Source organism: Aminobacter sp. BE322 (genome assembly GCF_050433525.1).
In the GTDB taxonomy this organism is placed as follows: domain Bacteria; phylum Pseudomonadota; class Alphaproteobacteria; order Rhizobiales; family Rhizobiaceae; genus Aminobacter.
Genome location: NZ_JBNPXB010000013.1, coordinates 96,946 through 122,031 on the forward strand (window position 1 = coordinate 96,946; position 25,086 = coordinate 122,031).

21 protein-coding genes and 1 tRNA gene are annotated in these 25,086 nt (G+C 67.0%); 10 read left to right on the top strand and 12 right to left on the bottom strand.

Annotated elements, in window-relative coordinates; genetic code table 11:
* Nucleotides 1-49 precede the first annotated feature (49 nt).
* From J2X50_RS17940 to J2X50_RS17950, 3 genes are all read left to right on the top strand, one after another.
* Nucleotides 50-3,757 (top strand): peptidoglycan-binding protein, encoded by a 3,708-nt coding sequence (locus J2X50_RS17940; protein WP_429096980.1) that lies wholly within the window; start codon nt 50-52, stop codon nt 3,755-3,757.
* A gap of 234 nt (nt 3,758-3,991) precedes the next feature.
* Nucleotides 3,992-4,921: a sulfite exporter TauE/SafE family protein gene (locus tag J2X50_RS17945; protein ID WP_340036281.1), complete on the top strand. Its 930-nt coding sequence runs from the start codon at nt 3,992-3,994 to the stop codon at nt 4,919-4,921.
* Complete coding sequence (locus J2X50_RS17950; RefSeq protein ID WP_429096982.1) at nt 4,918-5,715, top strand: TIGR02186 family protein; 798 nt, start codon at nt 4,918-4,920, stop codon at nt 5,713-5,715. The genes J2X50_RS17945 and J2X50_RS17950 overlap by 4 nt, the downstream gene beginning before the upstream one ends.
* Nucleotides 5,716-5,877: 162 nt before the next feature.
* Here the strand turns inward: J2X50_RS17950 and pdeM are convergent, their stop codons facing one another.
* Nucleotides 5,878-6,591 carry a ligase-associated DNA damage response endonuclease PdeM gene (gene pdeM / locus J2X50_RS17955; protein WP_429096985.1) on the bottom strand — a complete coding sequence of 238 codons (714 nt, stop codon included), beginning with the start codon at nt 6,589-6,591 and terminating at the stop codon, nt 5,878-5,880.
* Entirely contained in the window at nt 6,588-9,248 is a 2,661-nt protein-coding gene (locus tag J2X50_RS17960; RefSeq protein WP_429096987.1) for a ligase-associated DNA damage response DEXH box helicase, read from the bottom strand. Before J2X50_RS17960 ends, pdeM begins: the two co-directional genes overlap by 4 nt.
* A 391-nt stretch (nt 9,249-9,639) precedes the next feature.
* Between J2X50_RS17960 and J2X50_RS17965 the strand changes: the two genes are divergently transcribed.
* Nucleotides 9,640-9,816, top strand: coding sequence for a hypothetical protein (locus J2X50_RS17965; RefSeq protein WP_429096988.1), 177 nt, complete (start codon nt 9,640-9,642; stop codon nt 9,814-9,816).
* On the opposite strand, the gene J2X50_RS17970 is transcribed toward J2X50_RS17965, so the two are convergent.
* The gene (locus J2X50_RS17970) at nt 9,813-10,724 is read right to left on the bottom strand and encodes a methyltransferase domain-containing protein (RefSeq protein ID WP_429096989.1); all 912 of its coding nucleotides are present in this window, start codon (nt 10,722-10,724) and stop codon (nt 9,813-9,815) included. The two genes, J2X50_RS17965 and J2X50_RS17970, sit on opposite strands and share 4 nt — an antisense overlap.
* Nucleotides 10,725-10,809: 85 nt before the next feature.
* On the opposite strand from J2X50_RS17970, the gene J2X50_RS17975 reads away from it, so the two are divergent.
* Together J2X50_RS17975 and J2X50_RS17980 are read left to right on the top strand one after the other, a co-directional pair.
* Entirely contained in the window at nt 10,810-11,820 is a 1,011-nt protein-coding gene (locus J2X50_RS17975) for a ligase-associated DNA damage response exonuclease (protein ID WP_429096990.1), read from the top strand.
* Nucleotides 11,821-12,079: 259 nt separating this feature from the next.
* Nucleotides 12,080-13,798: a cisplatin damage response ATP-dependent DNA ligase gene (locus tag J2X50_RS17980; protein WP_429096991.1), complete on the top strand. Its 1,719-nt coding sequence runs from the start codon at nt 12,080-12,082 to the stop codon at nt 13,796-13,798.
* A 63-nt stretch (nt 13,799-13,861) separates the two neighbouring features.
* Here J2X50_RS17980 and J2X50_RS17985 read toward each other — a convergent pair whose 3' ends face one another.
* Nucleotides 13,862-15,013 carry a hypothetical protein gene (locus J2X50_RS17985; protein WP_429096992.1) on the bottom strand — a complete coding sequence of 384 codons (1,152 nt, stop codon included), beginning with the start codon at nt 15,011-15,013 and terminating at the stop codon, nt 13,862-13,864.
* A 210-nt stretch (nt 15,014-15,223) separates the two neighbouring features.
* On the opposite strand from J2X50_RS17985, the gene J2X50_RS17990 reads away from it, so the two are divergent.
* Entirely contained in the window at nt 15,224-16,180 is a 957-nt protein-coding gene (locus J2X50_RS17990; protein WP_429096993.1) for an NAD(P)H-dependent flavin oxidoreductase, read from the top strand.
* A 119-nt stretch (nt 16,181-16,299) separates the two neighbouring features.
* A tRNA-Thr gene (locus J2X50_RS17995) sits at nt 16,300-16,375 on the top strand.
* A gap of 184 nt (nt 16,376-16,559) precedes the next feature.
* On the opposite strand, the gene J2X50_RS18000 is transcribed toward J2X50_RS17995, so the two are convergent.
* A complete protein-coding gene (locus tag J2X50_RS18000; protein WP_429096995.1) occupies nt 16,560-16,979 on the bottom strand; it encodes a rhodanese-like domain-containing protein in 420 nt (139 codons plus the stop codon).
* 281 nt (nt 16,980-17,260) lie between these two features.
* Nucleotides 17,261-18,121, bottom strand: a complete 861-nt coding sequence (locus J2X50_RS18005) for a hypothetical protein (protein WP_429096997.1) — start codon at nt 18,119-18,121, stop codon at nt 17,261-17,263.
* A 233-nt stretch (nt 18,122-18,354) separates the two neighbouring features.
* On the opposite strand from J2X50_RS18005, the gene J2X50_RS18010 reads away from it, so the two are divergent.
* Together J2X50_RS18010 and J2X50_RS18015 are read left to right on the top strand one after the other, a co-directional pair.
* Nucleotides 18,355-19,395: a P1 family peptidase gene (locus tag J2X50_RS18010; RefSeq protein WP_429096998.1), complete on the top strand. Its 1,041-nt coding sequence runs from the start codon at nt 18,355-18,357 to the stop codon at nt 19,393-19,395.
* A gap of 148 nt (nt 19,396-19,543) precedes the next feature.
* Nucleotides 19,544-20,467: an acyl-CoA desaturase gene (locus tag J2X50_RS18015; protein WP_429097001.1), complete on the top strand. Its 924-nt coding sequence runs from the start codon at nt 19,544-19,546 to the stop codon at nt 20,465-20,467.
* Between the two features lie 194 nt (nt 20,468-20,661).
* Here the strand turns inward: J2X50_RS18015 and J2X50_RS18020 are convergent, their stop codons facing one another.
* The 6 genes from J2X50_RS18020 to J2X50_RS18045 form a co-directional block, all read right to left on the bottom strand.
* Complete coding sequence (locus J2X50_RS18020) at nt 20,662-20,916, bottom strand: GlsB/YeaQ/YmgE family stress response membrane protein (RefSeq protein ID WP_340036266.1); 255 nt, start codon at nt 20,914-20,916, stop codon at nt 20,662-20,664.
* A 55-nt stretch (nt 20,917-20,971) separates the two neighbouring features.
* A complete protein-coding gene (locus J2X50_RS18025) occupies nt 20,972-21,160 on the bottom strand; it encodes a YegP family protein (protein ID WP_429097004.1) in 189 nt (62 codons plus the stop codon).
* Nucleotides 21,161-21,433: 273 nt separating this feature from the next.
* A complete protein-coding gene (locus tag J2X50_RS18030) occupies nt 21,434-22,261 on the bottom strand; it encodes an ABC transporter ATP-binding protein (protein ID WP_429097006.1) in 828 nt (275 codons plus the stop codon).
* A complete protein-coding gene (locus J2X50_RS18035; protein WP_429097009.1) occupies nt 22,258-23,109 on the bottom strand; it encodes an ABC transporter ATP-binding protein in 852 nt (283 codons plus the stop codon). Before J2X50_RS18035 ends, J2X50_RS18030 begins: the two co-directional genes overlap by 4 nt.
* Nucleotide 23,110: 1 nt before the next feature.
* Nucleotides 23,111-24,019: an ABC transporter permease subunit gene (locus J2X50_RS18040; RefSeq protein ID WP_429097012.1), complete on the bottom strand. Its 909-nt coding sequence runs from the start codon at nt 24,017-24,019 to the stop codon at nt 23,111-23,113.
* 9 nt (nt 24,020-24,028) lie between these two features.
* Complete coding sequence (locus J2X50_RS18045; RefSeq protein ID WP_429097015.1) at nt 24,029-25,033, bottom strand: ABC transporter permease subunit; 1,005 nt, start codon at nt 25,031-25,033, stop codon at nt 24,029-24,031.
* Nucleotides 25,034-25,086: the final 53 nt, after the last annotated feature.

Below are 25,086 nucleotides of genomic sequence, written 5' to 3' on the forward strand. Positions count from 1 at the left end.
GATTTGAGACTCTGGTCTTCTGCCAGCACTCTGACCAACGGGCGTTTCGATGAACAGCAAGCGGTCCTATATCGACTCCCTCAACTCCGGCAGGCAGCGCCGCGAGCACGTGTCGCTGGAGGAGCTCAACCGTTCGCTTGAAAAGCTCGAGGCGCGGCTCGACCGCTCGCACGATGAAAGCGCGGAGACGCCTCGCTCCAACTATCGCCAGGCGCCGGCGCCCGGCTACGTCCCGCGCGGCGAGTATGGCCGCAGCAAGCCCTACGAGCGCCCCTACCAGGCGATCGTCCGCGACATCGACCGGGTTCGCGGACAGGAGGACGGCGTCGCCGCGATCGGCAAGATCGCCGGCGAGTTGCGCGCCCTGCGCGACGAGATGCGCCACCAGATGAGCGTCGGCCTGCAGCGCGAGTTCGACCAGTTGCGCAAGGAAATCGACGTCGCCGGCCGCTCCGGCTCGCTTGGCGCGGACAATGCGGAATTCGGGCACGAGCTGGACCGCCTGTCGGGCGCCATCCAGTCGCTGGCCGAACGCAGCGACGACAAGAGCATCAGCATGCTGCGACTCGAGCTCGAACAGTTGCGGGGCTCCGTCGCCGGCCTCGCACGCGAAGAAACCGTCCGCTCCGTCGACCGCCGCTGGGACGAGTTCGATCGCCGCTGGAACGATTTCACCGACCGCATGTCGGCCGGCCAGGCACCCGAAGGCGCGGATCCGGCGCTGGCGGCACTCGCCCATCGCCTCGAACAGATCAACGACGCCGTCGGCAACCTGCCCGAATCGCTGTCGCTGAGGACCATGGAAGACAAGGTCCGTACGCTCGCCAGCGCGGTCGAGCAGTTCGTGCGCCAGCGCGACAGCCACAGCGACGAGATGTTCGGCCTGATCGACGAGCGGCTCGACGAAATCTCGCGCGCCATCGTCGCCTCGACGGTCGCCGCCCAGCCGCATTTCGACCCCGCCCCCTTCGAGCGCGTCGAGGCCCGCATCGCGGCGCTGGCCGCCCAGATCGAGGAAGTCGTCGCCGACCAGCCGACCGCCGAGATCATCGAGCGCCTCAACCTGCTTTCCGACCGCGTCGACCACATCGCGGCGCGCAGCGACGTGCCCGAGCAGGCCGTCGAGCGCCTCGGCCGCCAGATCTCGCTCATCGCCGACAGGATCGAGCGCCAGCCGGCCGCACCCGACACCGGCCTGATCTTCGAGGGCATCGAGCAGCGCTTCGACGCGCTCGCCGACGTGTTCGAACGCCGGCAGGGCGATGCGATGGAACACGGCAACGCCCTGTTCCGCGACCTCGAGCACCGCCTCGAAGACCTCGCCCAGCGGCTCGACCGGCAGTCGGCGCAACCCGCCGCCGACCAGCGCGGCATCATGGAGGCGATCGACGCACGCTTCACCGCCTTCGCCCAGCGGCTCGAAACCAATCGCCCCGACGCGGCGACCGAGCAGGCCATGCGCGGCCTCGAAAAGCGGCTCGAGGACATCTCGCACCGTCTCGAAATTTCCTCGGCCCAGGTCGCAAGCATGGATCCGGGCCTGATCCGCAGCCTCGAGGCGCAGGTGAGCGAATTGTCGGCGCATCTCGCCCGTCCAGGCGCGTCGCTGCCGGAGTTCGAGGACATCCATCCGCGTCTCGAAGAGATCGAGCGCTCGATCGCGGGCAACCATCGCGCCCTCGTCGAGGCTGCCCGCCAGGCTGCCGAGGACGCCGTGCGCGGCTTCACCGGCTCGGCCGCGGAGTCGGTCGCCGTCGAGGGCCTGGCGCAGGACCTCAAGGCGCTCGAGGCGCTGGCGCGCCGCTCGGACGAGCGCAACGGCAAGACCTTCGAAGCCATCCACGACACGCTGCTCAAGATCGTCGACCGCCTCGGCTCGCTGGAAAGCAGCGGCAAGGCGCCGGCCGAGATGCCGCCGGCCTCGGTCGCCGAACTGCTCACCGCGCCGATCGCTGAGTCGGAGCCGGTGCGCACCGTGCTCGAAAGCCCGTCGCTGGCGCCCGACGAACCGGCGCCGCTGCCGGAAGAGCCCGCCACCTTCGGCCGCCGCGGCACCGACCGCCTGGTGCCGGATGAACGCAGCGCCCGCAGCCCGGCCCAGGCCGCGGCGGAAGCCGCCGCCGCAGTTGCCGCGCTCGACGGCGTCCGCGCCGACAAGAACGAGCAGAAGCCCGGCAAGAGCTCGATGTTCGGCGGCATCGCCCGCGCCTTCGCGAGAAAGCCCAAGGAACAGCCGGCCGCGGCGGAACCTTCGGAGCCGGTGGCCATCGTTTCGACGCCCGAGGTTTCGCTCGACGCGCCGCTCGACCCCAAGGTGGTCAATCGTCCGCTGGAGCCCGGCTCCGGCGCACCCGACCTCAGCGCCATCATGCGCCGCGTCCGCGACGAGCGCGGCCAGACCGGACGCGCCGGCGAGACCGACGCCGCCAAGGCCGATTTCATCGCGGCGGCCCGCCGCGCCGCCCAGGCCGCGGCCGCCGAGGCCGAGGCACTGAAGCGCAGTTCCGATCTCAAGGGCCCGGTGCGGGCACTGCGCATCGGCGACCTGATCAAGGCGCGGCGCAAGTCGGTGCTGATGGCCGTCGGCGCCGTCATGCTCGCCCTTGCCGGCATGCAGCTCGGCAAGGCGTTCCTCGACGATCCGGTAGCGACCGCAAGTATCGTCACCCGGTCACCTGCCGAGGCTGCAAAGGCCGAAGCACCGGCCCAAGCGGTGAAGGAAGCGATCGCCCCCAAGGCCGCCGAGATGCCGGCCGCCCCGGCCGTCGAAGTCACAAGTGCGGAACAGCCGATGGACGATGTCGGCGAGACCGCCCCGGTCGACTTGGCGCTCGATCGCAGCAGCACCCAGTCCATCCCGGCGGCGCCGGCCGTCTCCGAGCAGCCGGCCCCGGCGGCAACGGTGCCCGCGGCAATGCCGGCGGTACCCGGGAGCATCGGCCCCATGGCGCTGCGCGAGGCGGCGAATGCCGGCGACCCCAGGGCGCTGTTCGAGATCGGCGTCCGCTTCGCCGAAGCCCGCGACGCGGACCTGAAGTCCGCCTCGCAATGGTACGAGAAATCGGCCGAGCTCGGCTTCGCCCCGGCCCAGTACCGCATCGGCAACATGTACGAGAAGGGCCTCGGCGTGGACCGCGACGTCTCGAAGGCCAAGACCTGGTACCAGCTCGCCGCCGCGCAGGGCAATGCCAGCGCCATGCACAACCTGGCGGTGCTGCTCGCCATGGGCGCCGACGGAACCGTCGACAACGACACGGCCGCCCGCTGGTTCATCGACGCCGCCGAACTCGGCGTCAAGGACAGCCAGTTCAATCTCGGCATCCTCGCCGCCAAGGGCGTCGGCATGAAGCAGAATCTCGAGGAGTCCTACAAGTGGTTCGCCCTCGTCGCCAAGCAGGGCGATGCCGACGCCGCCTCCAAGCGTGACGAGGTCGCCAAGGCGCTGCCGCCGGAACAGCTCAAGCGCGCCAAGGCGGCGGCCGAACTCTGGCAGGCCAAGGCCCTCGACCCCGCCGCCAATTCCGCCGACGTTCCCGCCGCCTGGCAGGAGGCCCCGGCTGCCGGCGTGGACGTGAAGAAGGCCATCGGCAACGTCCAGGCCATCCTCAACAAGAACGGCTACGACGCCGGCAAGCCCGACGGCATGATGGGCCAGAAGACCAAGGACGCCATCGTCGCCTTCCAGAAGGACAACGGCATGTCCCCGACCGGGGAGGTCGACCGCAAGCTGGTTCAGGCACTGCTCGACCGCAAATGAGCGCCGAACGGCGGCGTTTGTCGCCGCCGTCTTTACCGGGCGGTTAACTGATTGAGATATTTTCCGTTTCGAGCGCGGTTCGTTTGACTTCGCCGCAATGTCGGCGCAAGTAGCCGCTACGGCATGTCCCCGGAGATCGACAGCGATTTTCGGATAGGAACATGCACAGGTTCCTGGTGCACCGGCGCCCGCAAACGGGCGGCGGCATGTTGTTTATTTTGTAGAGACTGACGGGTGGGCATCTATCTCCCGATCGCGGAAATGTCGGTCAACGTGTTCGTGCTGCTGGCGATGGGGGCTGCGGTCGGCTTCCTGTCGGGCATGTTCGGGGTCGGCGGCGGCTTCCTGATCACGCCGCTCTTGATCTTCTACAATATCCCGCCGGCGATCGCGGTCGCCACCGGCGCCAACCAGGTCATCGCCTCCTCCTTCTCGGGCGCGCTCGCCCATCTCAAGCGCGGCACCCTCGACTTCAAGCTCGGCACGGTGCTGCTGGTCGGCGGCATCGCCGGCTCGGCCGCCGGCGCCTTCGTCTTTGCGCTGCTGCGCGCCATCGGCCAGCTCGACCTGTTCATCTCCTTGCTCTACGTCGTCTTCCTCGGCACCGTCGGCGGGCTGATGCTGGTCGAAAGCGTCAATGCGCTGCGGCTCACCAAGGGCGGCGTGCCGCCGGCCTTGAAGAAGTCGGGCCAGCACAACTGGATCCACCGCCTGCCCTTCAAGATGCGCTTCCGCACCTCGAAGCTGTTCGTCTCGGTCATTCCCGTGCTCGGCATCGGCGCCGGCATCGGCTTCCTCTCCGCCATCATGGGCGTCGGCGGCGGCTTCATCATGGTGCCGGCGCTGATCTACCTGCTCAAGGTGCCCACCAACGTCGTCGTCGGCACCTCGCTGTTCCAGATCGTCGTCGTCTCCGCCTTCACCACGCTGGTGCATTCCTCGACCAACCAGACCGTCGACATCATCCTGGCGCTGGTGCTGATGATCGGCGGCGTGGCGGGCGCCCAATACGGCGCCAAGGCCGGCCAGAAGCTGCGTGGCGAGCAGCTGCGCGCCCTGCTTGCGCTGCTGGTGCTGGCCGTCGCGCTCCGCCTCGGCTTCGACCTCTTCGTCAAGCCGCAGAACCTCTATTCGCTGACTGCACCCAGCGGGGGCACGCTGTGAAGGCGGCCGCGGCCACCGCCGCCCTCGCAGCCACGCTCGCCGCCATTCTGACCACGGCGCTTCCGGCCCGGGCCCAGGAGGTCCCTGCCGAAAACATCCAGATCGGGCTGTCCACCGACCGCGTCGCCATCACCGCCGACTTCGCCGGCGCCGACCTCACCATCTTCGGCGCGCTCGAGAACGCCGACCCCCAGGTCACCCGCCAGGGCCGCTACGACGTCATCGTCGTGCTCGAAGGGCCGGCCCGCCCGGTGGTGGTGCGCCGCAAGGACCGCATCCTCGGCATGTGGATCAACACCCGCTCGGAAACCTTCGTCAACGTGCCGGTGTCCTATTCCATGGCCACCACCCGGCCGCCGCAGGACGTCACCACCCCCAACAGCTACAAGCAGCTGTCGCTCGGCATCCCCAACATCTATCTCGAGCCCGACGACAAGCGCGGCAACCCCGTCACCATCCAGGAGTTCACCGACGCGCTGCGCGAGCGCAAGGAAGGGCTCGGCCTCTACTCCGACAATGTCGGCGGCGTCCAGTTCCTGTCGCAGAACCTGTTCCGCGCCACCCTCCACCTCGCCCCCAACGTGCCGGTCGGCACCCACAAGGCGCGCGCCTTCCTGTTCCGCAACGGCCTGTTCGTCAAGGAAACCTCGACCCAGCTCGCCATCGTCAAATCGGGCTTCGAGCAGACCATCTACCGCTTCGCCAACGACCACGGCTTCGGCTACGGCCTCTTCGCCATCGCCCTTGCCATGTTCACCGGCTGGCTCGGACGCATCATCTTCCGGAAAGACTGAGGCGGCCCGGGCAGGTTTCGCGCTGCCCCTCATCCGGTCCTGAGTTTACCGAAGGGCCGGCACCTTCTCCCCGCAATGACGGGAGAAGGACAAGCGGCTACGCCGATGTCCCCCTCGCCCCGTTTACGGGGAGAGGGTAAGGGTGAGGGGCTCTGAACAACCCTACCCCGGCCGCAGAAGCGATCCCGCAATCGCATACACCCGGCTGGTGCCGATCATGTAGGCGGTCGGCGCGCCCTCGCGGAACATGCCCCTGTAGGCACGGTCGAGCACGTTGAGCGAGCCGGTGAAGGCGCCGAAGGCCGGCATCACCAGCCGCGCGCCGTCGCTGGCAAAGCAGCGCCGCCTGACCGAGCGGCCGCGCTGGACGATCCTGGCGCAGGGATGCAGATGCCCGGCAATCTCGCCCTCGGCATGGCCGGCCGACGGCTCGTGGCGGAACACGAGGCCTGCGACCGCCAGTTCCTCGACCGTCTCGCCCGGCAGGTCGGCCGGTGCCTCGGGGTCGTGGTTGCCCGCGATCCAGAACCAGTTCCGCCCCTTCATCATGGCCGTCAGGCTCACGCGGAACGGATCTGGCAGGCGCTCGGCGCCCTCGCCGTCGTGAAAACTGTCGCCGAGGCTGACAATGGTACGCGGCTGGTAGTCCGCGACCACCTCGGCCAGGCGGGCAAGCGTCGCCGCCGTGTCATAGGGCGGGATCAGCCGGCCGCGGCGGGCATGGGAAGACCCCTTCTCCAGATGCAGGTCGGAGACGACGAGCAGGTCGAGTTCGGGGAAATGGGCGACGCCGCGCCAGTCGCAGGCGGCGCGCACGCCAGCGACCGCGATCACCTCGCAGCCTGCCCTGGTCAGATCGCGCGCGGCTAGGTTCATGCGCTTCCCATCGCCTCTTCGATCAGGTCCGCCGCCTCCAGAAGCAGGGAGTCGTGCGCCTCGCCATTGACCGGCTCCTTGCCGATCTCGAGCATGACCGGCACCGCCAGCGGCGAAATCTGGTCGAGCATCTTATGAACGATTCGGCCGCGGATGCGCGAGAGCATCTCGGCCAGCCTCCTGACATCGAGCAGCCCGCTCGCGGCATCCGCCCGCGTCGCCCTGAGCAGGATGTGGTCGGGCTCATGGCTGCGCAAGACGTCGTAGATGAGGTCGGCCGAAACCGTCACCTGCCGGCCGCTCTTCTCCTGCCCGGGAAAACGCTTCTCGATCAGGCCGGAGATCACCGCGCAGTTGCGGAAGGTGCGCTTGAGCAGCCAGCTGTCGGCCAGCCACGCCTCGAGATCGTCGCCCAGCATGTCCTCGTCGAACAGCTCGGCCAGCGACGGTTTTTTCGCCCTGAACATGTGGCCGAGGTCGCCCAGCGCCCAGATGGCGAGCGAGTAGTCGGTGGCGACGAAGCCGAGCGGCCGCGCGCCCATGCGCTCCAGGCGGCGGGTCAAAAGCATGCCGAGCGTCTGGTGCGCCAGCCGGCCCTCGAAGGGATAGGCCACCATGTAGAAGCGCTCGCCGCGCGGAAAGGTCTCGACCAGCAGGTCTTCCTTGCGCGGCAGCACGGATTTTTCCTGCTGGATGCGCAGCCAGTCGGCCACCTGCTCCGGCAGCGCCTTCCAGCGCGCGGGGTCGGCCAGCATGCCGCGCACCTGGTCGGCGAGGTATGTCGACAGCGGAAACTTGCCGCCGGCATAGGACGGCACCAGCACGTTGCCGGCGCCGCCGGTCGAGACGTAGCACTCGTTCTCGCGGATGCCCTCGAAACGCAGCACCTTGCCGGCGAACATGAACATGTCGCCGACAGATAGGGTCTCGACGAAATACTCCTCGATCTTGCCGAGCACCGGCCCGCCGCGCAACGCAACCGATGCGGCGCTGCCTGCGCCCACCCTGCCCTTGGCGCGCGTGTACCGCACGTTCAGCATCGGCGCCTCGATGATGGTGCCGACGTTCAGCCTGTATTGCTGGGCGATGCGCGGGTTGGAGACCCGCCACTTGCCGTCCTTGGTCTTGCGGATGCGGGCATAGCGCTCGTAGCTGCGCAGCGCGTAGCCGCCGGTGGCGACGAAATCGACGACGCGGTCGAAGCTGTCGCGGTCGAGCCCGGCATAGGGTGCCGCGCCCGTCACCTCGGCATAGAGCTCATCGGCGTCGAATGGCGCACCGCAGGCACAGCCCAGAACGTGCTGGGCCAGCACGTCGAGCGCACCCTCGATCAGCGGCGGCGTGTCCTGCGCGCCGAGATAATTGGCCTCCAGTGCCGCCCGGCACTCAAGAACCTCGAAGCGGTTGGCCGGCACCAGGATCGCCCGGCTCGGCTCGTCCATCCGGTGGTTGGCGCGGCCGATGCGCTGGGCGAGCCGGCTGGCACCCTTGGGCGCGCCGACATGCACGACGAGATCGACGTCGCCCCAGTCGATACCGAGGTCGAGCGTCGAGGTGGCGACGACGGCGCGCAGGCTGTTGTCGGCCATCGCCTTCTCGACCTTGCGGCGCCGGCCGACGTCGAGCGAGCCGTGATGGAGCGCTATCGGCAAATTGTCGTCGTTGACGCGCCACAACTCCTGGAACAAGAGCTCCGCCTGGCTGCGGGTGTTGACGAACAGAAGCGTCGTCCTGTGCCTGCGGATCGCGTCGTAGACATCGGGGATGGCATAACGCGCCGAATGGCCCGACCACGGCACGCGCTCCTCGGAATCGAGGATTGATATTTCGGGCTTGGCTCCCCCCGACACGGTGATCAGATCGGCCATGTTGGCGCTGCCAACACCCTCCCCCTTGTGGGGAGGGCCGCCCGAAGGGCGGGGTGGGGGTTCGCCTGCGCCGCTGGAAGTCACCCCCACTCCGACGCTGCGCGTCGACGTACCGGGGCGAGCAGCAGGTCTCGCCCGTCCTGCGCGCCCCCACAAGGGGGAGGGCAAAGTGCCCTGCCTCACCAGCCAGCGCCTCAGCTCGTCCGGTTCGGCCACCGTCGCCGACAGGCCGATGGCCTGCAGGTTCGGCACGAAGGCCCTGAGACGCGCCAGCCCGAGCGACAAAAGATGCCCGCGCTTGGAGGTCACCAGCGAGTGCAACTCATCCAGCACGATGTAGCGCAGGCCGTTGAAGAAGCGGTCGGCGTCGGGCGAGGCGATCAGCAGCGCCAGCTGTTCCGGCGTCGTCAGCAAAATGTCGGGCGGCGACAGCTTCTGACGGGTGCGCTTGTGCTGCGGCGTATCGCCGGTGCGCGTCTCCATCGTGATCGGCAGGTTCATCTCGTCGACCGGCTTGCCGAGGTTGCGCTCGATGTCGACGGCGAGCGCCTTGAGCGGCGAGATGTAGAGCGTGTGCACGCCGCGCTGCGGCTCGCCCGGCCGCTTCTTCGGCCTGACCGCCAGGTCCGTCAACGCCGGCAGGAACCCGGCCAGCGTCTTGCCCGCGCCGGTGGGGGCGATCAGCAGCACCGAGTTGCCCTGCTGGGCACTTGCCAGCAAATCGAGCTGATGCGCGCGCGGCGACCAGCCACGCTCGGCGAACCATCGCACGAATGGTTCCGGCAGCATGGCAGGGCTCGAATTCGGCTCCAGTCGCGCTTGGCTCGTCACGCCCCATGCCTAGCGCGGGGATCGTGCCGCGCCAAGCGAAATCTGGAACAAAAAGGGATCAAGAGACCTTCGTAGGCCGTGATCCGTCCCACCCCCCTCTGCCCTGCCGGGCATCTCCCCCACAAGGGGGGAGATTAGGCCTTCGCCGGCGCCGCAGCCAATCGCCAACGTAGCAGCCTGCCCTTTGCAACCTTTCAGGACGAGCATTGCCGGCGACGAGACTAATCTCCCCCCTTGTGGGGGAGATGCCCGGCAGGGCAGAGGGGGGTGGAACGGAACGCGAGTTACCCGACTTGCATCCCGAGGGCTGCCGTATCAAATGGCGACCCCACAAATCCGAGCCCGCACCATGACCGACACAGCCTCCCACGAAGCCCGCATCACCGAGCTGGAAAAACTCGTCCGCGAGCTTCAGGCGCAGATCGAAACGCTGAACAAGCAGGCAGGCATCACCCCAAAGCCCGCGGAAAAGCCGCTGCGCTCGCGCGGCATGCTCGGCAGCCCGAGCGGCAGCAGCCGGCGCTAGGCCGGCCGCTGCGTCACCACGATCAGCCCCTCGACCGGCTCGCGGCGGTCCTGGCGGATGACGGCGCGCTCCAGCGACACCAGCTTCAGGCCGGCGGCGGCGATCAGCCCGTGCACATAGGCCTCGGAATGCGCGTAGCGGCGCGACTCCTGGAGCGCGAAGGCGCCCTCGCCGGCAAAGCGCTCGACCGAGAACGCAAAGACGCCGCCCGGCGCCAGCATCTTCATGACGCTCGCGAACACAGGATCGAGCGCGCCGAGATACATGAACACATCCGCCGCGGTGACGAGATCGGCCGCCTCGCCCGCGAACTCCAGTTCCTGCAAATCGGCCTTGACCAGATTGTCATAGACGCCCTTGTCGCGGGCCTTGCGCAGCATCTCGGCGGAGATGTCGTAGCCATCCAGCCGCTTCGCCACAGGCCTCAGCTTCACGCCCATCAGGCCGGTGCCGCAGCCGAGGTCGACGGCATGCTCGAACGCGTTGCGCCCCGTTGCCCCGATCGCCGCCGCCAGAAGCTCCGGCACGCGGTAGTGCAGCGTCTCGACCAGCGCGTGGTCGAATTTCTCCGCATACTGGTCGAACAGCATCTCGACGAAGGCGCTGGGCGGGCTGTCGGCGGCGGGTGCCGCCCCGATCAGCTGCAGCTTGAGCGCGGCCCCCGGCCGGTCGGCAGGCTCGAGCTTCAGCGACATGCGCCAGGCCTCGGCAGCGGCGTCGAGCGCGCCGGCTGCCTCCTGCATCTCGCCCAGTCGGAACCAGCCCATCGCCCAACCGGGCGCGAGTTCCAGCGCGCCGAGCATCAGTTCGGCGGCGGCGGCATGGTCGCCCGAGGCGAACAGCATTTCGGCATAGTCCGCCCGCCGGTCGGCAAGCAGGTCGTTGGAAGAGAGCTGCAACGGCGTCAAGCGCGGCAATCCATGACAAGGAAGGTGGCGCGCATTACTGCCAAACCGGCCTTCCACGCAAGCGGCAAATGCCTATCTTGATGGGATGCGGCCCAGCGACCTGCTTCACTCCCGCCCCGAGGGGCTCTACTGCCCGCCAGGCGATTTCTACATCGACCCGGTGCGTGCGGTCGACCGCGCGCTGATCACACATGGCCATTCCGACCACGCCCGCCCCGGCCACGCCAAGGTGCTGGCGACGCGCGAGACGCTCGACATCATGGCGATCCGCTGCGGGCCGGATTTCGCCGGTACCACCCAGGCGATGGCACTGGGCGAGAAGATCCGACTCGGCGACGTCACCGTGTCGTTCCACCCCGCCGGCCATGTGCTGGGCTCGGCGCAGATATCGGTCGAGCGCAACGGCATGCGCATCGTCGCCTCCGGCGACTACAAGCGGGCCAAGGACCCGACCTGCGCTGGCTTCGAGGTGGTGCCCTGCGACGTGTTCATCACAGAGGCCACCTTCGCCCTTCCGGTCTTCCGCCACCCAGACGCCTCCGGCGAGATCGGCAAGCTGTTGAAATCCACCAAGCAGTTTCCCGAACGTGCCCACCTCGTCGGCGCCTATGCGCTCGGCAAGGCGCAGCGCGTGATGCGGCTGTTGCGAGACCAGGGCTACGACAAGCCGATCTACATCCACGGCGCGCTGACCCGCCTCAGCGAATATTACCAGAGCCAGGGCGTCGACCTCGGCGAGCTCCAGCCGGCGACCGTCGAGGACGGCGACAAGGCAGACTTCGCCGGCGCGATCATCGTCGCGCCCTCCTCCACCTTCGCCGACCGCTGGGCCCGCCGCTTCCCCGACCCGCTCGCCGCCTTCGCCTCGGGCTGGATGCGCATCCGCCAGCGCGCCAAGCAGGGCGGCGTCGAACTGCCGCTGATCATCTCCGACCATTCCGACTGGAACGAGCTGACCGCCACCATCGCGGAAACCGGCGCCGGCGAAGTCTGGGTCACCCACGGCCGCGAGGAGGCGCTGGTGCGCTGGTGCGAGCTCAACGGCATAGCGGCGCGGCCTCTGCATCTGGTGGGCTATGAGGATGAGGGCGATTGAGGATGGTCACATCCGCTATCCTTTACAGGCTCTGCTCGACCAACACTGTTCGGTTTGCGGGACAGCGCCCCCCTCTGTCCTGCCGGACATCTCCCCCGCAAGGGGGGAGATTGGCAGCGTCGCCGTCTCCGCTCACTCTGCGACCTTGCAGGACGAACACCGCCGGCGACGAGACTGATCTCCCCCCTTGCGGGGGAGATGGCCGGCAGGCCAGAGGGGGGCAACGTAGAGCGAAGACCTCGCCGGAAGCAGTTCTCCCATGAACCGCTTCGCCGAACTCCTCGACCGCCTGGTGCTGACGCCGTCCCGAAACGGCAAGCTGAAGCTCATCACCGACCACTTCCGCGCTGTCGAAGACCCCGACCGCGGGCTGGCGCTCGCGGCGCTGACCGGCGAACTCGACATCGCCTCGGTCAAGCCGGCGATGCTGCGCCAGCTCGTCTCCGAGCGCATGGACCCCATCCTCTTCGGCTATTCCTACGACTATGTCGGCGACCTCGCCGAGACGGTGTCGCTGGTCTGGCCTGAACCTGGCGGCCGCGCATCGCCTGCGTCACCCCCACCCCCCACCCCTCCCCACGAGGGGGAGGAGGACGTCAGCGTCTCAGAATCCCCCTGCCCCTCGTGGGAAGGGGTAAGGGGTGGGGGTCTTCCAGAACACAAACCAAGCCACGACATCACCCTGGCCGAGGTGGTGCAAAAACTCCAATCCGCCAGCCGCTCCGACGGCCCGGCCGTGCTCGCGCGCCTGCTCGACCAGGCCGGCACCTCTTCCCGCTTCGCCATCATCAAGCTCGTCACCGGCGGCCTGCGCATCGGCGTCTCGGCCCGGCTCGCCAAGCAGGCGCTGGCCGATCTCGGCGCGGTCGACGTCGCCGAGATCGAGGAGCTGTGGCACGGTCTTGCCCCGCCCTATGCCGGCCTGTTCGCCTGGCTGGAGGGCAAGGCGCCGAAACCCGAGAAGGCTGCGCGTGCGCTGTTCCGGCCGGTCATGCTGTCCAACCCGCTCGGTGACGGCGACCTCGAAAGGCTCGATCCCGCCGACTACGCCGCCGAATGGAAATGGGACGGCATCCGCGTCCAGGCCGTCGCCGAGGCCGGCATCCGCCGGCTCTATTCGCGCACCGGCGACGACGTCTCCGGCGCTTTCCCCGACGTGGTCGCGGCCATGGATTTCGACGCGGCCCTCGACGGCGAGCTGCTCGTCGGCGTGCCCCGCGAGGCGACCGGCACCTTCTCGGACCTGCAGCAGCGGCTCAATCGCAAGACCGTGTCGGCCAGGATGCAGGACCGCTATCCAGCCTTCGTGCGCTGCTACGACCTGCTGCAGCTCGGCGGCGAGGACCTGCGCGAGCACCCCTTCACCACGCGCCGCGCCCGCCTCGAAGCCTTCGTCGCCACGCTCGATCCCGACCGCTTCGACCTGTCGCCGCTGGTCGCCTTCGACGGCTGGGCGCAGCTCGAGGAGATGCGCAGCAGCCCGCCGCACCCGATCATCGAGGGCGTCATGCTGAAGCGGCTGGATTCACCCTACCTCGCCGGCCGCCCCAAGGGCCCGTGGTTCAAGTGGAAGCGCGATCCGCACACGGTAGATGCCGTGCTGATGTACGCCCAGCGCGGGCATGGCAAGCGCTCGAGCTTCTATTCAGACTACACCTTCGGCGTATGGTCGGGAGCGGAGGGTGCCGAAGAGCTGGTGCCGGTGGGAAAAGCCTATTTCGGCTTCACCGACGAGGAGCTCAAACAGATCGACAAGTTCGTCCGCGACAACACCATCGAGCGTTTCGGTCCGGTGCGCTCGGTCCGTGCCGACAGGGCCAACGGGCTGGTGCTGGAGGTCGCCTTCGAGGGCCTGAACCGCTCGACCCGCCACAAGTCGGGCGTCGCCATGCGCTTCCCCAGGATCTCGCGCCTGCGCTGGGACAAGCCGCCGGCGGAAGCCGACCGCATCGAGACGCTGCAGGCGCTGCTCGACTAAGCATGGTCCCGAAAAGTGGACGCCGGTCTTCGGACAAGATCATGCCCGATGAAAGGCCGACAGCTACTCGGTCACCGACACCCTGATCTCGTAGATGTCGACCGCCTTGCCCTGCTGCTCGAAGTCAGGGCTGATGGCGATGGTGCCGCCGCGGGCTGGCTGCTTGTCGGGCACGTCCATCTCGAACAGGTATTCGCCGCGCTCGTAGCCGACGAGATAGCGCTTGCGGCCGCAGTCGCCGAGTTCGCCGAAGTCGCAGTCGATCGCCATCTGCGTCTCCTTGCCGTCCTCGGAACGGGCGACCACGTCGAAGACCGCATGCTTGCCGGCGATCTGCTGCAACACGCCCAGGCCGACGTCGAAGCTGATCGCGGCAGCGCCCTTGCCGGAGCGGATCCTGAGGAAGCGGCCGGTATCGTCCTGGGTCATCTCGGCGCTGGCCCCGCTCGGCGCGCTGACGTCGGTCGGATCGGCGGGCGAAAAGACGGAGATCCAGTTGCGGGCCTGGTCGTGCTCGCCCTGCCGCGCCGGCCCCGAATTGGCCCCGCCGGGCACGAAATCCTCGCTCTCGAGCTGCCGCGGCGGGTTCGGCACCGACGTGTCGATCTCTTCCGCCGACTTGAACAGTCCGGTCTGCACCGCCCACCAGGCGCCGATGCCGCCCATGGCAAGCAGCGTCGCGGCAAAGAACATCGCCGCGAACGGTCGCCGCCTTTCGGTTCGGCGCGACGCGCGGTCGGCCCGCCTGCGCTCCGCCCTGGTCAGCTTCTCGTCGATCCCGGCGGCAGGTGGCATCGGCCTGTCGGGAATGATGTCGGGCACGACCGGCGTCACCCCCGAGGCCTTCGCGCCGTTTGGGCTCGCGCCGACCGACACGTTCGGCGCCTTCTTGCCGTTGCCGCCGATCGACACCTCCGGCGCCGCGCGACCGCCGTTGCCGCCGAGCCTCACTTCCGGCGCCGCTCCCGGCCTTGCTGCGCCCAGGTCGGCGACGACCGAAGGGCGGGCCGGCTGGAATTCCGATTCGATCTCGGTGATCTTCGCCTGCAGCGCCTTGCGCCGGTTGATCGCCGCCTCGACGGTCATTGCGGGGTTCGATTTCAGGGCGCGGTCGAGCGCCGCAAAGGCCGCGCGATACACCTTCTCGCGAAATTCGCGGTTTTCGGAATCGCCCTTTTCGAAGGCGTTCCGGATCGCCTTTTCGATCGAATCCAACCGATTTTCCTCGCAACCACGCCTGTGTTGCCAGATGGTTAGCGACAGAGGCGGCATCAATCAACGGCATCGCCCGCGTTTTGTCGTCAAACCGGATACAATGCCGTTGATGAGCCGTGAAAACAGGTCCCGCCTTGCGGCATTGCCGCCACGGCCCGATTTGGGATAGATATGACGTTTACGAAAACGTCAAAGAAGCGGGAGCGACACGTGGCATTGCCTGAAATCCTCGAGAACAAGCTGCGCATCCCCGTCGTCGGGTCGCCGCTGTTCATCATCTCGCATCCGCCGCTGGTGCTCGCCCAATGCAAGGCCGGCATCATAGGCTCCTTCCCCGCGCTCAACGCCCGCCCCGAGGCCCAGCTCGACGAATGGCTGGCCGAGGTCACCGAGGAACTCGCCGCCCACGACACCGCTAATCCGGACCGTCCGGCAGCCCCCTTCGCCGTCAACCAGATCGTGCATCGCTCGAACACCCGCCTCGAGCACGACCTGCGCCTGTGCGTGAAGTACAAGGTGCCTATCGTCATCTCGTCGCTGGGCGCGGTCGAGGAGGTCAACCAGGCCGTCCATTCCTATGGCGGCATCGTGCTGCACGACATCATCCACGACCGCCACGCCCGCAAGGCGATCAAGATGGGCGCCGACGGCCTGATCGCGGTTGCCGCGGGTGCCGGCGGCCATGCCGGCACGCTGTCGCCCTTTGCCCTGGTCCAGGAGATCCGGCAGTGGTTCGACGGCCCGCTCTTGCTCTCGGGCGCCATCGCCAACGGCGGTGCCGTGCTCGCCGCCCAGGCCATGGGCGCCGACCTCGCCTATATCGGCTCGCCCTTCATCGCCACGGAGGAAGCCCGCGCCTCCGGCGCCTACAAGCAGATGATCGTCGAATCCAAGGCGGCCGACATCGTCTACTCCAACCTGTTCACCGGCATCCACGGCAACTACCTCAAGGGCTCGGTGCGCGCCGCCGGCATGGACCCCGACAACCTCGCCGTCTCCGACCCCTCCAAGATGGATTTCGAGGAAGCGGGCAAATACAAGGCCTGGAAGGACATCTGGGGCTGCGGCCAGGGCATCGGCGCCATAGACAAGGTCGTGCCGGTGGCCGAACTGGTCGAGAGGCTTGCCCGCGAATACGCCGCCGCCAAGGCCCGGCTCGCGGCCTGAACCGGAGAAGCCTGCTGCTGGCGGCCTGATAAATCCCTTCGAAGGCGTCTTGAATTCACGACGCTTTGAAGCTATCAGGCACTCACGTCTCGCGGCCTCTCCGGTCGCGCAGCCTGGAAGCCGCTTTAGCTCAGTTGGTAGAGCACATCATTCGTAATGATGGGGTCGCGTGTTCGAGTCACGCAAGCGGCACCAGCCAGTTCAATCACTTGCGCAGAGTTGTGGCGAAGCCCGAAAAGGCCAGCTCACCAATAACCCGCGTCGGGCGGTAAGCAATTCGGCTCCCAGCCTGCTGAGAGCCGATGCTGCCAAGTCCGGGGCTTCTGCCACTTTCGGCCTGACCCTGAAACAGGCCACGCCTTGGCCTCCCTGAAGAACCCTATTTCTTCAGGATCTGGCGGCCGCTGGCTTCCCAGGCGATCATCCCTCCGGTCAGGTCGCTCACCTGCGTGTAGCCGAGTTCGGTCAAGCGTTTCGCAGCCACCGCGCTCATGCGGCCGCTTCGGCAATAGAGCACGACCTTGGCGTTCTTGTCCTTCGGCAGCTTGTCGAGATTCTCGTCCATCTTGTCGAAAGGTATGAATGCGTCCGTGCCCTCGATCTCGCCTTCATAGGGGATGTGGACATTCACGAAGGCGAAGTCCTTCCGTTTCAGCATGCCTGCAAGCTCGTCGCTCGAGATCATGGCGACCTTTCCCATGGAATCCCCTGCCGCCAGGCTGGGGTTCCGGCCGCTGAACGCGACGAGCATGGGCGCCATCAGCGTCGTCAGCAGCACCTTGCGTCTTGTTGTCGGCATTCGAGCTTCCTTTCCTTCGGTCTGACCACAGAACACAACCGCGAGCGTCGCGATTCTCGAGGCGACCCGCCTCGGTGGCATGCCGCCTTTCCCAGGCTCGATTCTCGGCGGTTGTCGGCACTGTGGCCGATCCGGTAGCGCCGGACAAACCGATCGTGTTCACGATTGATTGAAAGACGGCCGGGCCAGTGCAAAAACCCCGCCGCCTTTCCGGCAGCGGGGCATGATCGGTCGTGGTGCGAGGCGCCGAAGTGCGTTGCCGCATCCCGGCGGAGGTAGTCTTAGGGCGCCACAAAAAGCGACGGCGTGACGAGATTCGGACGATAGGTATCCATCGTCGCGCCGTTGCGATCCTCGTCGAGCAGGGTGCCGCTTCCGAAGCTGGCGCGCAGCCCCACCATCAGCTTGTGCGACTGGAAGCTCTCGTCGGCGCCGTTGATCGACAAATCCTCGAACTGATAACGGCCGAAGACCGACCAGGGCGTTTCTGCGAAGCGATAGGTCGCCTGCAGCGCCAGGGCGATCGTGTCGAAGTCGATGTCGACCTCGTCGATGGTCACGCGTTGGAAGCCGAGTTCGGCATCGAAGCGCAGGTTGTCCTGCGCGAAATAGCGCACCACGCCGCGGATGCCCATCAGGTTGAAGTCGACCGGGGCGCCCTCCAGTTCCATGCTGCCATAATAAGCCTGGCCGTAAAGAGTCACCCGGTCGAAATAGACCTGGGCCTCGGGGCCGACCCGCCAGTCCCAAATATCGGGGAAGAAGTCGGAGCCGGGACCCGAGGCTCCATAGGTCTTGACCTCGGCAAATCCGCCGACCGCATAGGATGCCGGGTCGCGCCAATTGAGGTGAACGACGCCGCCGATGCTGCGGAGCGAGTTGTCTTCCGCGCCGATCGCGTCAACCGTCAGGTCGCCCTGGACGTTCCAGCGCTCGGCGAACGGCAGGTTGACGCGCGCGGCACCGCCGGCAGCCCAGATATCTTCGTCGCTTTCCGGGTCGGTCCACAGCCCGCCGCCATAGATTTCGCCGTAGCCGGAAATCTGCCGGGCCGCCTGGCCCTCGATCGGCGCGGTCGGATCGGCAGCAAAGGCCGAAGTGGCAAGCGCCGCCAGTACGACGGTAGAAAGTAGCAATTTCATGTAGCCCCCAAAGAATCCCCTAATGGTAGGCTTTCATAGCGCTAATCTTCGAATACGCTAACCTTGCCCAGGCAGCAGGAAACGTTGCCCTGCGTCTTCGTGCCTTACTGTTGCCGTAGCGTCACACTCGGACGGCCGTAGGTCCGACGCCGCCGATGAGCCCCCTACCAATCGGCTTTGCCTGCCTCTCCGCCCGGCTGTATGAACGTCCCGCACGGGAGCAAATGGAACACATGAGCGCGCGGGATCTTGGCATAGCGGTGGGCACCCTGCCCATCGGCGCGAACAACGCCATCACCGACGTGCCGGGCGTGATGGTCGGGCACCACACGCTGCGTGACGGCGACGTCAACACCGGCGTCACCGCCGTGCTCCCGCACGGCGGCAATCTCTACCGCCGGAAGGTGCTTGCCGCCTCGGATGTCATCAACGGCTTCGGCAAGAGCGTCGGCCTGATGCAGCTCGAGGAGCTCGGCAGCATCGAGACGCCGATCCTGCTCACCAACACCTTCGGCATAGGCACCTGCGCCAACGCCCTGATCCGGCAGGCGATCGCCGCCAATCCCGACATCGGCCGCAAGACGGCGACCGTCAATCCGGTCGTCCTCGAGTGCAACGACGGGCCGCTCTCGGACATCCAGGCGCTCGCCGTCACCGAGGAGCATGTGAGGCTCGCCCTTGCCGACGCCAAGGGCGGCGAAGTCCGGCAGGGCAATGTCGGCGCCGGCACCGGCATGAGCTGCTTCGGCTTCAAGGGCGGCATCGGCACCGCCTCGCGCCGGCTCCGGCTCGGCGGCCGCGAGCATCACCTCGGGGTGCTGGTGTTGTCCAATTTCGGCCGCGCCGGCGACCTCGTCCTGCCCGACGGGCGGCGCCCCTCGCCGCGCGCCAAGGCCGACGCCGAGAAGGGATCGGTCATCGTCGTCCTGGCCACCGACGTGCCGATGGAGGGCCGCCAGATGAGGCGCGTGACGCGCCGGTGCGGCGCGGGGCTGGCGCGGCTGGGTGCGTTCTGGGGGCATGGCAGCGGCGACATCGCCCTGGGCTTCAGCACCGCCGTCAGCATTGACCACGACGAGGCGGCGGATCTCGTCACCCTCAAGGCGCTCAACGAGAACCGCATCGACGAATTGTTCCGCGCCGCCGCCGAAGCCACGCAGGAAGCGGTGCTCAATTCCATGTGCGCGGCCGAAGCCATGCGCAGCCGCGGCACTTTCCGCCCCTCGCTGGCCGACTGGCTGCGCGGATCCGGCGCCGGGCCGGATGGACCTTGAGAGCCGGCCCAGGCGGATTTGCTGTCGACAACGGCCGCCAGGGCAAGCAGCCGCTTGACCATGCATTAGAAACTGCGCACCTTCGCTCGAAATGGAGGAAACGGCCCGGTCGTGGGGATGCGATCCGGGCTGCCGAGGGGGAACAATCATGTCCGACCAGGTCGCGGGGCCGCCCGCCACGCATGCCTTTACGCGCCAGCCGCTGCCGGCGCGCATCGACTGGCTCAATGTCAGCGGCCTCGCCTTCTATCATCTGGTAGCACTTTACGCCCTGCTGCCCTGGTTCTTCTCCTGGACCGGCGTCATCCTCTGCATTGTCGGCATCTATGTCTTCGGCACGCTCGGCATCAATCTGTGCTACCACCGGCTGCTCACCCATCGCGGCTTCACCTGCCCGAAATGGCTGGAGCACGGGCTGGCGATCATCGCCGTCTGCGCCTTTCAGGACACGCCGGCGCGCTGGGTCGCGGTGCATCGCCGCCATCACGAGCACGCCGACGAAGAGCCCGACCCGCACAGCCCCGTCATCACCTTCCTATGGGCGCATATCGGCTGGCTTCTGGTGAAGTCGCCCGACATGGAGCGCATGCAGATCTACGGGCGCTACGCCAAGGACATCGTCCGCGACCCGTTCTACCGCAGGCTCGACAAGCCGCATGTCTATCTCGGCATCATCCTGGCGTCGTGGGCGGTGTTCTTCGGCGGCGGCGCCGCCGCTGGTCTGCTCGCCGGCCAGAGCCTAGGCGAGGCGGTGCAGTTCGGGCTCAGCCTGCTAATCTGGGGCGTATTCCTGCGCACCGTCATTACCTGGCACATCACCTGGTCGGTCAATTCGGTCACCCATGTCTGGGGCTACCGCAACTACGAGACCGCCGACGACAGCACCAACAACGTGCTCGTCGGATTGCTCAGCAATGGCGAGGGCTGGCACAACAACCACCATGCCGACCCGCGCTCGGCGCGCCACGGCCATCACTGGTGGGAGTTCGACGTGACCTATCTTACGATCCGGCTGCTCGGGATGCTTGGCCTGGCCGACAAGATCGCCGAGCCACGGCGGCGTGCCGACTGACTGGCACCCGGCTGGAGACCGGCTTCGCCGAAAGAAAAACGCCGGCGAAGCTCGCGCTCGCCGGCGTTCGTCAAATAGGTTCGGCCGCTTTGCCAGAGCAATTCCAGGAGAAGTGCGAAGCAGTTTTCCGTCCGGAATTGCGTCAAGACAAAGAGATAGAGTGTTTCCGCGATTCGGAGAAAAGCGGAAGCGCTCTAGGCCTGTTTCACGAGCCTCAGCAGCACCAGCAATATCACCGCGCCAATGGTGGCATGGATGATCGAGGCGATGATGCCCGAGCCGAGGCTGATGCCGAGCACCGGGAACAGCCAGCCGGCGATCAGGGCGCCGACGATGCCGACCACGATATTGCCGATCAGGCCGAAACCGTAGCCCTTGACCAGCTGGCCGGCAAGCCAGCCGGCAACGGCGCCGACGATGAGGAAGATGATAAGGCTTTCGATTCCCATGGATCTCTCCTGCTATTGCCCCTGCCCCGCGCCGGTGGCGCGTCACGCTTGAAGATCAGGCTGTCGCGGTGGTCTGGTCGTCGACGGTCGCGCCCGGTGCGTTCTTCTTGATCGACTCGATCGCCTTCAGCGCCGAGGCCTTGGCCGAATAGCCTTCCGAGCTGAACATGGTCTCGCCGTTGGATGCCTTGAAGCGGAACCGGAATTCGCCGGCCTTGTCCTTGTAGATTTCGAACTTGTACATCGCATTTCCTCGTTGTTGCCGGAGCGCGACTCACACCGGTGAGCGAAGCGTCGCATGATCGGGTCGCGAAAGTCCATGCGGGTTGTGAGGCCACTCGTCCGGCACGCAATGGGCGATCCTGCACCGTCGCGAATTCGGCACGACGCCGCGACTGCCCCGGTCCCGCCGGACATCCGGCAAGCCCATGCGCCGCGCTTCCCCCAAAGGGAAAGGGGCATGGCCGCGTTTGCTGCCATGCCCCTCGGTCGTCCTTTCGCGCTGCGGAGCGCCGGCTCAGGCCGCCCGCTTCCTGGCGATGCGGGCGCGGATGCTCTCGACGTCGGCGCGCGGCGTCGCCGCAAACAGCGTCTTGGTATAGCTGTGCTGCGGGTTGGAGAAGACCGCGTCGCGGCTGCCATATTCGACCGCCTCGCCGAAATACATCACCATCACCTGGTCGGAGATGTAGCGCACCACCGACAAATCGTGGCTGATGAAGACGTAGGTCAGCTTGAACTCGTCCTGCAGGTCGGCAAGCAGGTTCAGCACCTGGGCCTGCACCGAAAGGTCGAGCGCAGAGACCGGCTCGTCCAGCACCAGGAGCTTCGGGTTCAGCATCAGCGCGCGCGCAATCGCGATGCGCTGGCGCTGGCCGCCCGAGAACATGTGCGGATAGCGGTTGTAGTGCTTCTCCTCGAGGCCGACCTTCTTCAGCAGCGTCATCGCCCGGTCGCGACGTTCGTCGGCCGGCGTGTTGGTGTTGATGACCAGCGGCTCGGTCAGGATGTCGCCGATCTTCTGGCGCGGGTTGAGCGAGCCGTAGGGGTTCTGGAACACGATCTGCACCTTGCGGCGCATCTCGGGCGTCAGGTCGCCCTTGGCGATGTCTATCTTCTTGCCCTCGATCAAGAGCTCGCCCGACGTCGCCGGATCGATCAGCGTCAGGATGCGGCCGAGGGTCGACTTGCCGCAGCCGCTCTCGCCGACGATGGCCAGCGTCTTGCCCTGCTCGACGGTGAAGCTCACGCCCTTGACGGCGTGAACGGTCCGCGCCTTCTTCATGAGGCTGCCGGGCACGTGGTAGTCGCGCACGATGTTGCGCGCTTCGAGAATGACGCTCATCGTGCTGCCCCTTCCATCTGGTCGTCGACGAACAGGTCGGAGATCGTCGGCAGGCGGTCGCCCGTCGCGTTGTCGGGCAGGGCGGCGAGCAGGGCGCGCGTGTAGTTGCTCTTCGGGTTCTCGAACAGCGTCAGCACGTCGGCTTCTTCCATCTTGCGGCCCTTGTACTGCACGACCACGCGGTCGGCGGTCTCGGCCACGACACCCATGTTGTGGGTGATCATGATGAGGCCCATCCCGTGCTCGGCCTGCAGCTTCATCAGAAGGTCGAGGATCTGCTTCTGGATGGTCACGTCGAGCGCGGTGGTCGGCTCGTCGGCGATCAGGAGCTTGGGGTTGCAGGCGATCGCGATGGCGATCATGACGCGCTGGCACTGGCCGCCCGACATCTGGTGCGGGTAGGAGCCGAGGCGGTCCTCCGGGTCCGGAATGCCGACCGCCTGGAACAGCTCGATCGCGCGCTTGCGGCGCGCCGCCTTGTCGAGGCCCATGTGCACGCGCAGCACTTCCTCGATCTGGAAGCCGACGGTGAAGCACGGGTTGAGGCTGGCCACCGGCTCCTGGAAGATCATGGCGATATCCTTGCCGATGATCTTGCGCCGCTCGGCGGCGGGCATGGAAAGCAGGTCGCGGCCGTTGAAGGTCAGCTTGTCGGCGGTGACCGTTGCCGTCCAGGGCAACAGCCCCATCGCCGCCAGCATCGACACCGACTTGCCGGAGCCCGACTCGCCGACGATGGCGAGAACCTCGCCTTCATGGACCTTCATCGACACGCCGTTGACGGCGCGGAAGGGACCGGAAGCCGTCTGGAATTCGACGACCAGGTTTTCGATTTCGAGAAGCGCCATCTCAGGACCTCTTCAGCTTCGGGTCGAGCGCGTCGCGCAGGCCATCGCCCATCAGGTTGATCGCCAGCACGGTGACGAGGATCGCGACGCCCGGAAGCGTCACCACCCACCACTTCGACTGGATGAACTCGCGGGCCTCGGCCAGCATCGTGCCCCATTCCGGCGTCGGCGGCTGGGCGCCCATGCCGAGGAAGCCGAGTGCGGCGGCGTCGAGGATGGCGCTGGAGAACGACAGCGTCGCCTGGACGATCAGTGGCGCCATGCAGTTCGGCAGGATGGTCTTGAACATAAGCCGCATGTTGCCGGCACCGGCGACCTTGGCGGCCACCACATAGTCGCGGGTCTTTTCGCTCATGACGGCGGCGCGCGCCAGGCGCACGAAATGCGGCTGGTAGACGAGCGAGATGGCGATCATGGCGTTGACCAGGCCCGGCCCGAGGATGGCCACCAGCACGAGGGCCAGCAGCAGCGACGGGAAGGCGAGGATGATGTCCATCACGCGCATGATGGCGGTGTCGACCCAGCCGCGGAAGTAGCCGGCGATGACGCCGAAGATGACGCCCACGACCAGCGACAGCGTCGTCACGATGACGCCGACGAACAGCGAGAACTGGGTGCCGTAGATCAGGCGCGAAAGCATGTCGCGGCCGACGGCGTCGGTGCCGAGCAGGAAGTCGGCGCGGCCGCCCTCCTGCCAGAACGGCGGCACCAGCACCGCGTCGCGGTACTGCTGGGCCGGGTCGTGCGGCGCGATCATCGGCGCGAAGATCGCGAGCAGCACCAGGAAGATGAAGAACACGAGGCCGATGACGGCGCCGCGGTTTTCGGAGAAATAGTACCAGAACTCGGCCAGCCGCGCCCGGCGGGACGGATCGGTCGAAACGGCACTGGTTGCAGCAGCTTGAGACATCGTGCCCTCCTAGTGCCGGATGCGCGGGTTGATGAGGCCGTAGAGCAGGTCGACCGCGAGGTTCACCAGCATGATCACGGCTGCGATCATCAACAGCCCGCCCTGGATGACGGCATAGTCGCGCCGCGACACGGAATCGACCATCCACTTGCCGATGCCCGGCCAGGAGAAGATCGTCTCGGTCAGGATCGCGCCGGCGAGCATCACGCCGACCTGCAGGCCGACGGTGGTGACGACCGGGATCATGGCGTTGCGCAGGGCGTGGATGCCGACGACGCGGAAAGCCGAAAGGCCCTTGGCGCGCGCTGTCCGCACGTAGTCTTCCGACAGCACCTCGAGCATGGCCGAGCGCGTCTGGCGCGCGATGACGGCGAGCGGGATGGTGCCGAGCACGATCGTCGGCAGGATCAGGTGGCTGACGGCCGACTTGAAGGCGCCGGCCTGGCCGGACAGCACAGAGTCGATCAGCATGAAGCCGGTGACTGACGGGAAGTAGTACATCAGCGAGATGCGGCCGGAGACGGGCGTCCAGCCCAGCATGCCGGAAACCAGCATGATCAGGAGCAGGCCCCACCAGAAGATCGGCATCGAGAAGCCGACGAGGGCCGTGCCCATCATCGCCTGGTCGGCGAAGGAGCCGCGCTTGATCGCGGCGATCACGCCGGCCGGGATGCCCAGCACCACGGCGAAGACGATGGCGCAGAGCGAAAGCTCCACGGTCGCCGGGAAGAGTTCGAAGAACTGGTCGACGACAGGCCGCTTGGTGACGATCGAGGTGCCGAAGTCGCCGCGCAGCACACCCCAGAGATAGTCGAGATACTGGATGACGATGGGCCGGTCGAAACCGAGCTGGGCCGAGATTTCCGCATGCCGCTCCGGCGACATGACGCGTTCGCCGGACAGGAGGGCGACGGGGTCGCCTGGAAGCAGGCGGATGAAGGAGAATGCAATGATGGATACCCCGATGAATGTCGGGATGAGGACGGCGAGCCGTCCCAACAGGTACCGGAGCATGTCAGACCTTTAAGTGAATGTTCCGAGGACTTCGGGCAGGATAGCACAGAAGT

Bases quoted from the DNA above. Each gene is read 5' to 3' on its own strand.
- J2X50_RS18030 (WP_429097006.1), bottom strand. From the start codon at position 22,261: ATGAGCGTCATTCTCGAAGCGCGCAACATCGTGCGCGACTACCACGTG.
- J2X50_RS18035 (WP_429097009.1), bottom strand. From the start codon at position 23,109: ATGGCGCTTCTCGAAATCGAAAACCTGGTCGTCGAATTCCAGACGGCT.
- pdeM (WP_429096985.1), bottom strand. From the start codon at position 6,591: ATGAACCTAGCCGCGCGCGATCTGACCAGGGCAGGCTGCGAGGTGATC.
- J2X50_RS18000 (WP_429096995.1), bottom strand. From the start codon at position 16,979: ATGCCGACAACAAGACGCAAGGTGCTGCTGACGACGCTGATGGCGCCC.
- J2X50_RS17960 (WP_429096987.1), bottom strand. From the start codon at position 9,248: ATGCTGCCGGAACCATTCGTGCGATGGTTCGCCGAGCGTGGCTGGTCG.
- J2X50_RS18015 (WP_429097001.1), top strand. From the start codon at position 19,544: ATGTCCGACCAGGTCGCGGGGCCGCCCGCCACGCATGCCTTTACGCGC.
- J2X50_RS18010 (WP_429096998.1), top strand. From the start codon at position 18,355: ATGAGCGCGCGGGATCTTGGCATAGCGGTGGGCACCCTGCCCATCGGC.
- J2X50_RS18040 (WP_429097012.1), bottom strand. From the start codon at position 24,019: ATGTCTCAAGCTGCTGCAACCAGTGCCGTTTCGACCGATCCGTCCCGC.
- J2X50_RS17975 (WP_429096990.1), top strand. From the start codon at position 10,810: ATGCGGCCCAGCGACCTGCTTCACTCCCGCCCCGAGGGGCTCTACTGC.
- J2X50_RS18020 (WP_340036266.1), bottom strand. From the start codon at position 20,916: ATGGGAATCGAAAGCCTTATCATCTTCCTCATCGTCGGCGCCGTTGCC.
- J2X50_RS18045 (WP_429097015.1), bottom strand. From the start codon at position 25,033: ATGCTCCGGTACCTGTTGGGACGGCTCGCCGTCCTCATCCCGACATTC.
- J2X50_RS17965 (WP_429096988.1), top strand. From the start codon at position 9,640: ATGACCGACACAGCCTCCCACGAAGCCCGCATCACCGAGCTGGAAAAA.
- J2X50_RS18005 (WP_429096997.1), bottom strand. From the start codon at position 18,121: ATGAAATTGCTACTTTCTACCGTCGTACTGGCGGCGCTTGCCACTTCG.
- J2X50_RS17940 (WP_429096980.1), top strand. From the start codon at position 50: ATGAACAGCAAGCGGTCCTATATCGACTCCCTCAACTCCGGCAGGCAG.
- J2X50_RS17980 (WP_429096991.1), top strand. From the start codon at position 12,080: ATGAACCGCTTCGCCGAACTCCTCGACCGCCTGGTGCTGACGCCGTCC.
- J2X50_RS18025 (WP_429097004.1), bottom strand. From the start codon at position 21,160: ATGTACAAGTTCGAAATCTACAAGGACAAGGCCGGCGAATTCCGGTTC.